Source organism: Gordonia sp. WA4-43 (assembly GCF_020520305.1).
In the GTDB taxonomy this organism is placed as follows: Bacteria; Actinomycetota; Actinomycetes; order Mycobacteriales; family Mycobacteriaceae; genus Gordonia; species Gordonia hongkongensis.
The window spans coordinates 1,010,379-1,022,860 of record NZ_CP084736.1 but is presented as its reverse complement, the minus strand read 5'-3'; the positions used below and the strand labels follow the sequence as shown (position 1 = coordinate 1,022,860).

Genomic DNA, 12,482 nt, shown 5'->3' with positions numbered 1-12,482 from the left:
ACTATCCGGGAATGCGTCGCCGCTCATAGGTTCGGAGCGCGAGAAAGTACGCGGCCCCGCCGATGGCGAGACTCCAGGCGAGCGAGGCGACAACACTCGCGGTGGGGACCGGGGCGTCGGTGAGGGTTCCGCGCAGGACCTCGATGACGGGGGTGAAGGGCTGATACTCGGCGAATTGTCTCAGGCCGGCGGGTAGGGATTCGGCCGGTACGAAACCCGTGCTGAGGAACGGCAGGATCGTGAGGAACATCGGTGTGTTGCTGGCGGTCTCGACGCTCTTGGCCGCCAGCCCGAGATAGACCGACAGCCAGATCAGCGCGACGGAGAACACGGAAGTCACGCCGAGCGCGCCCAGCCAGTCGAGCGGACCGGCCGACGGCCGGAATCCGATACCGACCGCGACGGCGAGGACCACGACGATGCTGAACAGCGCCTGCAGGAGGCTGGCGAGTACGTGACCGGTGAGGACAGCGGAGCGAGCGATATCCATGGTGCGGAAGCGGTTGATGATCCCCGAGGTCATGTCCATGGCAACGACGATGGCGGTGCCCTGAACCGCCGACGCGACGGTGACCAGCACGATCCCGGGCACCACATAGTCGAGGTAGGCGGCCCGCCCGCTGTCGCCGGACTGCGTGGTCATCCCGGCGCCGAGCTGGCCCCCGAACACGAAGACGAACAGCAGCAGGAAGACCACCGGGATGCCGACCAGCATCACGGTGAGCACCGGGAACTTGATGAGCCGCCGAACGTTGCGGCGGACCATGATCCGCGAATCCGACACCGAGTGTGCCAGGGTCGTCATGAGGCGGCTCCGGACGGATCCGGGTCGGTGGCACCGGGTTCGCCGATGTCGGCATCGGCGGCCGCGGAAGCGGGATTGCCGGTGAGCGCGAAGAACACATCGTCGAGGGTCGGGGCATGGACACCGACGTCGGTGACCGTGATGCCGGCGGCCTCCAGCTGGTTCAAGGTGGTCCGGACAGTGGTGACGGTGTCGTCGGTCGCGATGTCGAGGCGTCGTGCTTCGGGAACCGGACGCGCATCCGGCAGAAGCGAGGCCGCCTTGTCGAAGGAGTCGCGGTCGGCGAAGGTCAGGCGCACCTCGGAGTCGTGCACCCGGCTCTTCAATTCGGCGGCGGTGCCCTCGGCCACGATGTGGCCGTGGTCCAGGACGGCGATGCGGTCGGCGAGCTGGTCGGCCTCCTCGAGGTACTGCGTGGTGAGGAAGATCGTGACGCCTTCGGCGGCGAGCCGGGAGATGGTCTCCCACAGCATCCGTCGACTCCTGGGGTCGAGACCCGTGGTCGGTTCGTCGAGGAAGATCACTCGCGGAATGGACACCAGGGTCATGGCGAGATCGAGGCGCCGACGCATGCCGCCGGAGTAGGTCGACACCGCGCGGTCGGCGGCCGCGACCAGATCGAACTGCTCGATCAACTCCTGGGCGCGGGCCTGTCCGTTGCGTCTGCCCAGCCGTCGTAGGTCGGCCATGAGCACCAGATTGTCCCGCCCGCTGAACAACTCGTCGACCGCGACCGACTGGCCGGTGACACCGATCATCGCGCGCACCGCACGCGTCTGCGCGACCGTGTCGTATCCGCCGATCGTCACCGTCCCCGAGTCGGCGGGGAACAGGGTCGACGCGATGCCGACGGTCGTGGTCTTGCCGGAACCGTTCGGCCCCAGCAGGGCGGTCACGCTGCCGGCGGGTATCTCGAGATCGATGCCGTCGAGAACGCGATGTCCGCCATAGCTTTTCGTCAACCCGCGGATCTCGATGTCGGCGCCGGTGGTCAACCGATCGGGTCCGTCCGGCGGGCCGGTGCGCTCATCGGTCCTGCGCGTCGAGCCGGGCCGCGACCTCGGCGGGGAATCCGCCGGTGGCCACCGGACCCCACCTCGTCGGCGTGATGCGGATCAGCGACTTGCCCTGTGTTCGCATCGCTGCTCGGTACTCGTCCCAATCGGGGTGCTCACCGGAGATGCTGCGGAAGTAGTCGACGAGCGCGTCCTCGGCCTCGGGCATGTCGAGGACCTCGGCATCACCGTCGACCTGGACCCAGGCGCCGTTGAAGTCGTCGGAGAGCACCACGACACTGGCCACCGGCGTGTGCCGGAGGTTCGCCGCCTTCGCCCGGCCGGGATAGGTCGAGATGACGATGCGGCCCTGCTCGTCGACCCCACCGGTGACCGGCGACATCTGCGGGCTGCCGTTGGAACGGACGGTATTGAGGATCATGTGGTGGCGCGGCCGGATGAACTCCAGCAGTTCGGCACGGTCGACACCATCGGCTTTCGCGACTGTTCTGGCCATGCGCCGACCTTACGCCGGGACCGGGGTCTCAGGGCAGCGCGGCGATGAGGCCGGCCTGGACGGCGCTGACGGGGGTCGTCGACTTGCCGTCGACCGTCATCGCGTCGTCGGTGTTGATCACGATGATGATCGTCGTGTCCGAATCGTAGTTGTGGAACAACGAGGTGTTGTAGCCGGGGAAGTCACCGTCGTGACCCCACCATCCGTCGCGGTTGCCGATACCGATGCCGTATCCGGAGGTGGCGGTGTTCGGCGGCGGCGAGGTGAGAATCGAATCCCGGCGCAGTTGCTGGGTCGCCGGATTCAGGACGCCCTGCCCGGTGAACAGGGCCTCACCCCAGGTCTGGAGGTCGTCGACGGTCGAGATGACGGCACCGGCGGTGGACGCGAAGGACGGATTCCAGCGCGTCGAGTCGACCGTCTGCCCGTCGGGCTGACCCTGATCGGTGAGGCCGTCGAGATGTGGATCGGGGATCTCGACCGACCCGCCGGGCCACGAGGACTCGTCCATGCCCAAGGGGGTGAAGATCCGGTCGGCGAACACCTCGCCGATGGGTTTCGCCAGCACCTTCTCGATGACCAGGCCCAGCAGGACGTAATTCGTGTTGGAGTACTCCCAGCCCTGCCCCGGCGGAAAGCTCGGTGGCAGCGCCTTCGCGGTGTCCACCAGTTCGGTGGGCGTCCAGACGGATTCGGGGTCGGCGAAGAACTTCCGGTCGAAGGACTCGGACGCGGTGTACGACGGGATGCCGCTGGTCATGTCGGCGACCTGGCGCAGCGTCGCGCTGCCGTTGGGGGCGTCCGGGACGAACCTGTCGATGCGGTCGTCGAGCGAGACGCGGCCCTCTTGGACAAGCTGCAGCAGCAGGGTTGCGGTCATCGTCTTGGTGAGCGAGCCGATGCGGGTGTGATCGGCCGTCTGGATGGGATCGTCCCCGCCGGCCGCCCGGACCCCGGATGTCCCCGTCCAGGTTCCGGCCGGTGAGATGACCCGGGCGATGACGCCGGGGAGATTCCCGGCGGCCCGGGTGTCGTCGATCGCCTTCTGGAACGCCGCCGCGGTGTCGGCCGGCACCGAGGTCGTCTGACCCGAGCCGGGCGCTGCACTCGACGATCCCGCACCGGATGCCGTCTCCGAGGGTGAGCATGCGGCGAGGCCGAGTACGGCCGCTGCACCGATCGTCACCATGCGGAGGAGGGCCTTGGCGCGCACGGGGTTTCGGCTCATGTGGTCACTCTAACGGCAGGTCGGCGTACCGAGGCGAATTGGCGCAAATGGGACAACGTCCGGGGTGTCAGATGCGGTGCGCCAGCGCCGGCGAGACCGGGTAGATGTCGACGGCCGTGGCGAGCTTCGCGGCGACGGCCCGCTCCCGCGCCGCCGGGTCGAAACCCCGCCCGTGCGGCCGCTCCGGGACGGACGTACCGGAATCCACCACGGTCCAGTCCGAGCCGGCCTCGACCAGTGATCGATGTTTGGTGGTGTAGTAACCCGGCATCGCCACCACCGCGATCCCGGGATCGCCGGCGGCCGCGGCCATCAGGTGCGGGTGGAACCGGGTGCTGATCCAGGTGCTGCGGTGTCCGGCGGGCAGCCCGTCGTTCCAGACGTCGCGGAAGGTGAGCACGGTGGCGCCGGCCAGACGCGCGCCGAGCCGGTAGGGAACCTCGTTGTCGTGCCCTGGAATTCCCTCGACGACGGTGACCGCCGAACCGGGTACGTCCCAGGCGTCGAGCGTCGCCCGCACGAAGTCGGACAGGGCTTCGACGCCGGTCGCCCGCGGTCCGGTGAACCGCTCCGTGAGATCGGACTGCAAGCACAGGACGACGCCGTTCTCGGCCGGTGCATCCATCTCGCGATACAGCGGAGGTCGCGGTCGGTGCAAGGCCAGCCACGCGTCGTCGCCGGAATGCCGTGCGCCGACGACGCCGTCGAGCACGTCGTACGACGCGGTGTCGCGCACGTCCACGACGTCGAATGCGGCGAACGCCTCGGTCAACGCCGCCCACGCGGGGCCCTGCAGCGCGGGAACGAGTCCCTGTCCCGTCGCGGCGAGGCGCGCGCCGGAGCGCCGGGCCACCGCAGCAGCTGCGACGAACAACGAGACATGGTGTGGCCACACGGTATTGAGATAGCCGCCGCCCAGGAGGTGGATGGTGGTCGCCGACTCCAGGAGGTCGATCCCGGCGGTCAGTCGCGGCGCCAGACCGGAGTCGAGGGCGGCGGCGCCGACCCACTCCCAGGGCGCCGGTTGTTCGGCCTCCGCGGCGTAAGTGGTCAATTGCCACAGCGTGTCGACGACGAGCATGTTCGGGTGGGCATCGCGCAGCAGCGTCGTGGCTGTGCCCGGGCTGTGGCAGTCCAGCACGATCGTGGCATTCGGACGCACCCGGGTCAGGTGCCGCAACCAGGTTCTCGCGATCAGTTCGTCGCCGTAGTTCGGGTGGCCGGCCGGCGCCACCAGGTAGATCACCTCGCCGGCACCCATCGCGCGGCCGAGACGCGACTCGGCGGAGCGCTGCCGGACCGAGGTGCCGATGCGGTCGGCGAGCACGCCCGCGGCCCGGAACAGGGGGCGGTTGGGTGCCGGTCTGCTGGTCACGATCCCCAAGGTTACGGCGTGCGCGGCCGGTGGCCCCGGCCGGACAGAGATCGAACGACACGGCCGCGCGCCGGTACGAGGTGCCGCCGCTACCCGAAGGTGCCCTCGAGATGACGCAGCGCGGCCTTGCCGTCGGTGGTCGGCCCGCGGTACCCGACATACCCGTCGGGCCGGATGACGAACACCGTCGAACCGTCGGGGCGGTAGCCGTCGGCGAAGCGGCCGTCGGTGTCCCGGAGCAGCGGTAGTTCGGTGCTGCCGACCTGCGCGGTCGGCGCAGCGATCACATGAATGTCGATGTGGCCGTGCGCTTTCGCCGACATCTCGTCGGCGAGTGATTCGAGTACCGCGACCTCGTCGGCGCCGGCGGTGGGGTCGGCGTACAGGACGAGCGAATGGTCGACGCCGCCGATCACGTCGAACAGTCGCAGCGGGAAATTGACGGAATCGCGGCTGAGGCCGGCGGCATCCGGTGCGCGTTCACCGGCACGCGGCGCGGCCGGCGCCGTGGGTACCGCCGACCCGGCGACGAGCGGACTGTCGGCGTAGGAGATCAGCAATTGGCCCTCGCGCCGCATGATGAAGTCCAAGTCGTTGGAATCGGTGCCGATGCCTTCGCGGGCGTCCCGGACCGTGCGTCCCACGACCTCCTCACCGACGGGCCGACGTTCGAGGTCGTAGCTGTCGAGCAGCCCGTCGGAGCCGACACCCGCGACGGCGAGGGCGAGCTTCCAGGCGAGGTTGTGTGCATCCTGCACGCCGGTGTTCATCCCCTGCGCACCCGTGGGCGGGTGGATGTGGGCGGCGTCGCCGGCGACGAACACGCGTCCACGACCGTAGGAATCGACGATGCGGTGACTGATCCGGAACACCGAGGACCAGCGCAGGTTCGACACCGTCGCGGGTTCCGGTGCGAGGCGGTCGACCACGGCCTGGATGTGGGACAGTTCCGGCGCCCGGGTTCCCTCGAAACCGTGCGCCACACCGTCTCCGCCGGTGGTCGGTGCGACCGCGAGTTCGTCGGGGACGAGCATCGACATCCGGTAGCGGCCGCGGCCGGGAAGGGGGATGCACACCAGCTGGTCGTCGGTCGTGCCGTCTGAGGTCTGGTGCATCGAGCGGATCGCGTACCCCTGGGGCATCGACCAGTCCGCCACGACGTCGCCGAGCATGTACTGCTCGGTGAAGGCGGCCCCTTCGAAGGACAGTCCGAGTCCCTTGCGCACCACGCTGTGGGCGCCGTCCGCGCCGAGCAGATAGCCCGCACGGATGGTGGTGTCCCCGTCCGGACCCGTCAGGGTCACGGTCACCCCGTCCGCGTCCTGGTCGAACGCGGACACGGCGGTGCCCCGGTCGATCTCGGTACCCAGATCGGTCAGGCGCTCACGGAGGATGCGCTCGGTCGCGTACTGGGGGAGCAGGTGGAATCGGTAAGGCACGTCGGGTGGCGTCGACAGATCGACCCGCGAGACCTGACTTCCGTTGACGTAGACGAGTTGTCCGCGCATCTCGAGCCCGGCGTCGAGCACCTGTCCCACGACGCCCATGCTCTCGAAGACCTCGAGCGTCCGCGGTTGGATGCCGACCGCCTTGGCGTACTGCGGGGGTTCGAGGAGCGGATCGACGATCCGCACGCGAACTCCGCGCCTGCGCAGCTCGATGGCGGCGGTCAAGCCGATGGGGCCGGCGCCGGCGATCAGGACATCGACTTCGGTCATGGAATCCTCCCGTTGTCGGCAGTCGCCGACACTCTGAGGATTATCGGGCGGGTGCCATCCCACCGCACCAGAACGGAGAAATCGGACGTCAAGACGACGGTCGATTCCGGCCCCGGTCATCTCGGGATGGCGGCGGGGCCGATCGTCTGGGCGCCGAGTTGCGCGACTCTGGCCCGCAATTCACGGTCGGCGGTGACCACGATGCGCTCGCGACGAGGATCCGAATCCGCGACGACGCCGACGATCGTGTCGTCCCCCGAACCCGGCGCGTCGACGATTCGGACCTGTTCGCTCGCCACGACACCGCGGGCCCGACCCTCGACGACCAGCACCACCTCGAGTGGCCCCGGCAGTCCTTCGAGTCCGCCGACGGCGACGGACTCGAGACGCGTCCGCAACCGTTCGGTGGCTCCGCGGCGATCGCGCCACCACCCGTCGGGCACCGAACCCACGACGTTGGCGGCGTCCACGACGAGCAGGGGCCGGTCGTTTGGGGTGCGATCGTGCCGGGGTCCGGACGGTTCAGACATGCCGACCATCAGTCCACATCCGGCCACCCGGGGCAAGTGCGCTGTCCGATCGGCCGATCACAGGTCGCCGTGACAGAAGCGATTCGCCGGGTCGAGGGCGGCCTTGATCTCGTCGAGCCGGCGACGGTTGTCCGCGCTGAACGCGTCCGCGGCCCGGGCGACGCGTTCGGAGCCCGAGGTGAAGTTGAGGTAGGCGGCGCCGGTCACGTAGGGCTCGAGCTCGGCGCGGGTCACCCGCAACGTCGACTCGACGGCCAATGCGACGTGCGGATCAGCCACCGCCGCAACGAGTTCGAGTAGGAACCGGCCCTGTCGCCCCCGATCGTTGGGCGCGTTGTCCGCGCTGCGAGCGATCGCTCCACCGGCGTGGCGGATCTCGCCGCACACGATGAGCGGCGCCGACGCCGGGGCCGGCCGGACCCGCGCGGCGACGATGTCGACGGCCTCGTCGGGGAGATCGTCGAACCATTCGGTGGTGACCATCACCGGCATCGGCTCGGTCGGGTCCATGCTGACGGCGTCGATCGCCGCGAACGGCAGCGCACCCCACATGTCGACGACCGGCGTCCGCCACTCGCGCCATTCGTCGACGACCGCGCGACCGGCGTCGAGATCCCCGGACCAGCAGCCGCGCACGACGGCGAAGCTCCGGCCGCGGAGCGGCGCCGGGACGTCGTCCGTGGGTGGGAGGTTGAGAATCGCGACGGCCGACGTCAGCTCCTCGGACTGGGCGGGCGCCCAGTCGCGGAACCGGCGGATGATCTCCTCGGCGTCGGCGGCCGGATAGAAGAGGTTGCCGGCGTACACGGTCGACACCTCGACGAGCGCGATCTCCATGGACGTCACGACACCGAGACCGCCGGCGCCGGCGCCGCGCAACGCCCAGAAGAGGTGCGGGAAACTGGTATCGGTGACCCGGATCGGTGTCCCGTCCGGAGTCACCAGGTCGAACGAGAGCACGCGGTCGGACGAGAGGCCGTGGCGTCGACCGAGCCAGCCGAAACCGCCCCCGAGCGTGTAACCGACCGCCCCGACCCCGCCGGCCGAGCCCATCAGTGGCGCGAGACCGTACGGCGCCGCCGCGTCGACGACCGTTCGCCATGGGGCGCCGGCGCCGACCCGGGCGGTCCGGGTGACGGGGTCGACGCTCACCGACGAGAGCCGGGAGGTGTTGATCAGCAGTCCGCCGTCGGCCGGTCTCCCCGTGCCGTGACCGGTCGCCTGGACGGCGACGCGTAGATCTTCCTCGACGGCGAAGCGGACCGCCTCGACCACGTCGAAATGATTGTCGGGCACGGCGATCACGGCCGGGCGGTGCACGTCGAGCCGGTTGAAGCCGGATCGCGCGTCGACGTAGCCGGCATCGCCGGGGCCGAAGACGTCGCCGGCGATCCGGTCGCGTAGTTGCGCGAGGACCGAGGTACGGGTCCGGACGGTGAGGCGCTCGGCGTGCTCGGGCAGGGAGGAGGCGGGTGTTGCGGGCATCGGCAGGTCCTCGGTCGCGGCCGGAACGATCCGGCGGAATTCGTCGGGCTCCGGACGACGCCGGAGTCCTGACCAGGGTCGCCGACGGCGCTTGAAGGCGACTTGAGGCGGACTTGGCGACTCAGGTCGGGGACGTCAGACCCCAGGTCGTGGCCAGCGAATCGATCCGTCCGATCAACCCGGCCGCCTCCTGGGCGAGGGCGGTGTCGCGCGCGGTCGCCAGCGTGGCGCCGACCACGGACGCCGGACGCCCGTTGGCGTACTCGTAACGTGCGCGGACGAGGAGGCGGTGGGCGTCGGCATAGCGTTCACCGGTGCGGTCGGCGAAGTCGTCGGCCCGGTCGAGCAGTGTGGCGGCGTCGGTGAGCTTGCCGGCGACGACGAGGACCTCGGCGTGCAGACCCAGCCAGTAGCCCTCACCTGTCCGCGGGTGATCCTCCATGCCGACCTCGTCGGCACCCAGTCGGTCGATGTGCTCCAGGGCGTCGTCGAGGTCGCCGGTGAGGGCGCGCGCCCACCAGTACATGCGTTCTCCGCCGCGACGGAGGTAGGCGAGGGGCCCGACGCCGTCGGACGTGATGGCCGGGCCCGCGTCCAGAACCCACCTCGTGTCGCCGAGCATCGACGCCGCGCCGACGGCGAAGATGGCCATGGCGAGCCGGGACCGTGGATCGGCATGGGCATCGGCCATCGCGGCGAAGAGGTCTCGGCCGGCGTCGACACCGCGATGCACGGTCGCCGCCCAGGCGCGGAAACCGCGGGCCATCGCGAGCTGATCGTCGCGGAGACCGTCGACGACGACGTCGATCGGCGCATAGTCCTCCAAGATGCGGTGCGCCGCACCGAAATTGCCGCGTGTGAACTCGTCGATGCCGGCGGCGTGCATGCCCAGATGGGTGACGACCGGGTCGTCGGATCTCTCGGCGCGCCGACGCAGATCCTCCGCGAGACGGTGCCCGGTGTGTGCATCCGCGATCTGGATGTGGGCCGCACAGCGGGCGTAGTCGAGGGTGGCTAGGAGCCGGGCGTCGCCGAGGGCGGAGGCGAGTACACGGGCGCGGTCCTGTAGCTCGGGATCGGCGGCGAAGTACCCGTGCGCCGCGACGTCTCCGGCCAGTTGGGTGGTGATCGCGACGAGCTCCGCCTGCTGGTCGCCGGTCGCGCGGGCGAGCGTCGCCGCATCCCCGAGATGCCGGCGCGCCCCGTCGAAATCGTAGGTGCGCAGCGCGATGTTTCCCGCCGCGAGGAGGGCGGTCGTGGTGCGCTCACGGTCGGCCAGCGGCCCGGCGGACCACAGATGCCGCGCGACTCTCGCCACGGCATGCGGCGAGGAGTTGCCGGCGAGGGCGTCGGCGATCGCGAGATGCAGTCGCCGTGCGCGCATGGCGGCGATGCCGTCCGCGATCGCCTCCCGGATGATGTCGTGACTGAAGCCGAATCCGAACGGATCCTCCGGTCCGAGATCGATGACACCCGCCTCGCCCGCGGGTTCGAGGAGGTCGAGCGCCTCGTCCACCGGGCGCTTCGCGGCGGTCGCCAGCAGGACCAGGTCCACGCGGGTCCCGATGAGGGACGCGAGTTCGAGTAGTTCGGTCGTCGCCGCGGACATGCCGACCAGTCGCTGGCGCACCACATCACGGATGCCGGACGGGACGGCGCTGCCCGCGATGGACCCGCGGTCGGCCAGGATGCGGGCGAGCTCGCGCACGAAGAAGGCGTTGCCTCCGGTGCGTCGCTGGATCGACGACACGGTGGCGACCTCCGGCCACTGCCGGGTCTCGCGCCGGATGAGCTCGGAGATGTCGTCGCCGCCGAGCGGGCCGACGTGGAGGCGGCGATGCTCCGGCAACCGGGCAAGCGTCGCCAGGGTGGTGGCTACGACGGGCCGGTTCGACGGCGAACGCAACGAGGCGAAGAACGTGACCCCCGCGGTGCGTCGGGCGGCCATGTGCGCGAACAACTCCAGAGACGCACCGTCGGCCCACTGCAGATCGTCGAGCACGATGATCAGCTTCGACGTCGCGGCCACCCCCTCGAGGAGATCGGCGGCCTGGTCGTAGAACTGGAATCGAGCGGCCGCGTCCGGCATCTGCCGGGGCGGCGGGATCACGTTGACGCCCTCGGTCACCATCCGGCCGAGTGAACTGTCGAGGAGTCGTTCCCGATCGGCGGGATCGAGCCGGGGGAGGACCGCACCGAGGATCTGCACCCACGGCCACATCGAGGGTGCGGCCGGGTCGTCGACGCAGCGCCCCCACAGCACCCGGAGATCGGCGGCGCCCGCGGCCCGACGGCCGGCTTCGTCGATGAGCGCGGTCTTGCCCGCGCCCGGTTCGCCCTCGACCACGACCACGCCGCCGTGTCCTGTCATCGAGGCGAGCACCGCCCGATGCAATGCGGCGAGTTCGTCGGTCCGGCCGACCACCGACGGGGCGTCGTCGAGGTCGGCGTCGTCGACCGATTCGTCCGTCGTCGCCTGCGCCGACGTCCGCGGGCCCGGTGCCGGGACGTCCGGCGCAAGCGTCACCTTGCCCGCGGCGGTGGCGGCCGGGGCGTCGAGATGCGGAGCGTGGTCGAGGATGTCGCGTTCGAGGGTGCGGAGACGGGGTCCCGGGTCGACGCCGATCTCCTCGGCGAGGGTCCGGCGGGCGGTGGCGATCGCCCCGAGTGCGTCGGACTGACGGCCGAGTCGGTAGAGGGCGGTGGCGAACAGCACCCACAAGCCCTCGTCGAGCGGCGCGCGTTCGACCTCGGTCTCCAGTTCGGTGACGAGCAGGCGGTGGTCGCCGTCGGCCATGCGGGCCTCGAAGGACATCTCCCGCGCCGCCTGCAGCATGCGGTCGAGGTGATCGGCGGCCTCGTCCCGGAAGGCGAGGCCCTCGAACTCGGGGAGCAGGGGACGATAGTCGGCGAGCACCTGGTGCAGCAGCGGTGCGGCACCCGCCGCGTCGCCCTGTTGCATCAATGCACGAGCATCGCCGACCCGGGCGGTCAGCCTGCGCACGTCGACGTTGTCGGCGGCCGTCGGGAGGCTGTACCCCGTCCCGTGGGTGAGCAGGACCGTGGAGGGAGTCCGAGGCTTTCGATGCGGCTCGAGGACTTTGCGCAGGCCCGAGATGTAGGACTGGAGCGACACCTCGGCGCGCTCCGGAGGCGAATCGCCCCAGATGCCCTCGATCAGACTGTCGGCGCGCACCGGAACACCCTCGGCGAGAATCAGCTGGGCGAGTGTCGCCCGCTGCTTGCGCGTGCCGAGTTCGACGGGGTCGGAACCGATCTGAGCCCCGAGGCCGCCCAAGACCGTGTAGGAGATTTCGAGCATCAGCGTGAGTGTAAGTGGTGATCGGGTCCGTCCGGGCGGCTAGCGGCGAACGTGCCGACGATCTGCCCGCGACCGCCCGGGGATGTCGGTGGCCGGGAGTAGCTTGGCAGGCATGAGTCTCGCACTGGGCATGATCACCGTCGACGCACTCGCGCCCGCGCCCCTGGCGACGTGGTGGGCCGAGCAGCTCGGCGGCCGCATCGTCGAGGACAACGACGGTTACTTCGTCGTCGTCGCGGTCGGGGAGGGCGGGCCGCTGTTCGCGTTCCAGCAGGTCGAGGACCCCACACCCGGCAAGAACCGCATCCATCTGGACCTGACCACCGACGATCTCGAGACGGAGGTGGATCGACTCGTGGCGGCGGGCGCGAGCCGGATCGCCGATCGTGAGATGCCCGGCTTCGTGTGGGTGACGCTCGCCGACCCCGACGGCAACCAGTTCTGCGTGTCGGCCCGACACGGTGCGGAGACGGCATCCTGACGCGTTCCCGCATCGCCCGGCCGGAT

10 protein-coding genes are annotated in these 12,482 nt (G+C 70.1%); 1 reads left to right on the top strand and 9 read right to left on the bottom strand.

From position 1 onward, the window contains the following. Position 1 precedes the first annotated feature (1 nt). From LEL84_RS04730 to LEL84_RS04690, 9 genes are all read right to left on the bottom strand, one after another. Positions 2-805 carry an ABC transporter permease gene (locus LEL84_RS04730; RefSeq protein WP_226513449.1) on the bottom strand — a complete coding sequence of 268 codons (804 nt, stop codon included), beginning with the start codon at positions 803-805 and terminating at the stop codon, positions 2-4. Further along, a complete protein-coding gene (locus tag LEL84_RS04725; protein WP_068972177.1) occupies positions 802-1,800 on the bottom strand; it encodes a daunorubicin/doxorubicin resistance ABC transporter ATP-binding protein DrrA in 999 nt (332 codons plus the stop codon). The genes LEL84_RS04730 and LEL84_RS04725 overlap by 4 nt, the downstream gene beginning before the upstream one ends. Before the next feature lie 31 nt (positions 1,801-1,831). Next, the gene (locus tag LEL84_RS04720) at positions 1,832-2,317 is read right to left on the bottom strand and encodes a PPOX class F420-dependent oxidoreductase (protein WP_065629830.1); all 486 of its coding nucleotides are present in this window, start codon (positions 2,315-2,317) and stop codon (positions 1,832-1,834) included. Between the two features lie 28 nt (positions 2,318-2,345). Further along, complete coding sequence (locus LEL84_RS04715) at positions 2,346-3,545, bottom strand: serine hydrolase domain-containing protein (RefSeq protein ID WP_226513448.1); 1,200 nt, start codon at positions 3,543-3,545, stop codon at positions 2,346-2,348. Between the two features lie 67 nt (positions 3,546-3,612). Then, the gene (locus LEL84_RS04710) at positions 3,613-4,920 is read right to left on the bottom strand and encodes a polysaccharide pyruvyl transferase family protein (protein ID WP_226513447.1); all 1,308 of its coding nucleotides are present in this window, start codon (positions 4,918-4,920) and stop codon (positions 3,613-3,615) included. Between the two features lie 89 nt (positions 4,921-5,009). Beyond that, complete coding sequence (locus tag LEL84_RS04705; protein WP_226513446.1) at positions 5,010-6,638, bottom strand: FAD-dependent monooxygenase; 1,629 nt, start codon at positions 6,636-6,638, stop codon at positions 5,010-5,012. A 116-nt stretch (positions 6,639-6,754) separates the two neighbouring features. Further along, positions 6,755-7,168: a hypothetical protein gene (locus tag LEL84_RS04700; RefSeq protein WP_226513445.1), complete on the bottom strand. Its 414-nt coding sequence runs from the start codon at positions 7,166-7,168 to the stop codon at positions 6,755-6,757. A gap of 57 nt (positions 7,169-7,225) precedes the next feature. Continuing rightward, positions 7,226-8,653 carry an FAD-binding oxidoreductase gene (locus LEL84_RS04695; protein WP_226513444.1) on the bottom strand — a complete coding sequence of 476 codons (1,428 nt, stop codon included), beginning with the start codon at positions 8,651-8,653 and terminating at the stop codon, positions 7,226-7,228. A 121-nt stretch (positions 8,654-8,774) separates the two neighbouring features. Then, the gene (locus LEL84_RS04690) at positions 8,775-11,975 is read right to left on the bottom strand and encodes a BTAD domain-containing putative transcriptional regulator (protein ID WP_226513443.1); all 3,201 of its coding nucleotides are present in this window, start codon (positions 11,973-11,975) and stop codon (positions 8,775-8,777) included. Between the two features lie 112 nt (positions 11,976-12,087). Between LEL84_RS04690 and LEL84_RS04685 the strand changes: the two genes are divergently transcribed. Beyond that, the gene (locus tag LEL84_RS04685; protein ID WP_068972447.1) at positions 12,088-12,456 is read left to right on the top strand and encodes a VOC family protein; all 369 of its coding nucleotides are present in this window, start codon (positions 12,088-12,090) and stop codon (positions 12,454-12,456) included. Positions 12,457-12,482: the final 26 nt, after the last annotated feature.

Bases quoted from the DNA above. Each gene is read 5' to 3' on its own strand.
- LEL84_RS04715 (WP_226513448.1), bottom strand. From the start codon at position 3,545: ATGAGCCGAAACCCCGTGCGCGCCAAGGCCCTCCTCCGCATGGTGACG.
- LEL84_RS04690 (WP_226513443.1), bottom strand. From the start codon at position 11,975: ATGCTCGAAATCTCCTACACGGTCTTGGGCGGCCTCGGGGCTCAGATC.
- LEL84_RS04705 (WP_226513446.1), bottom strand. From the start codon at position 6,638: ATGACCGAAGTCGATGTCCTGATCGCCGGCGCCGGCCCCATCGGCTTG.
- LEL84_RS04700 (WP_226513445.1), bottom strand. From the start codon at position 7,168: ATGTCTGAACCGTCCGGACCCCGGCACGATCGCACCCCAAACGACCGG.
- LEL84_RS04720 (WP_065629830.1), bottom strand. From the start codon at position 2,317: ATGGCCAGAACAGTCGCGAAAGCCGATGGTGTCGACCGTGCCGAACTG.
- LEL84_RS04685 (WP_068972447.1), top strand. From the start codon at position 12,088: ATGAGTCTCGCACTGGGCATGATCACCGTCGACGCACTCGCGCCCGCG.
- LEL84_RS04695 (WP_226513444.1), bottom strand. From the start codon at position 8,653: ATGCCCGCAACACCCGCCTCCTCCCTGCCCGAGCACGCCGAGCGCCTC.
- LEL84_RS04730 (WP_226513449.1), bottom strand. From the start codon at position 805: ATGACGACCCTGGCACACTCGGTGTCGGATTCGCGGATCATGGTCCGC.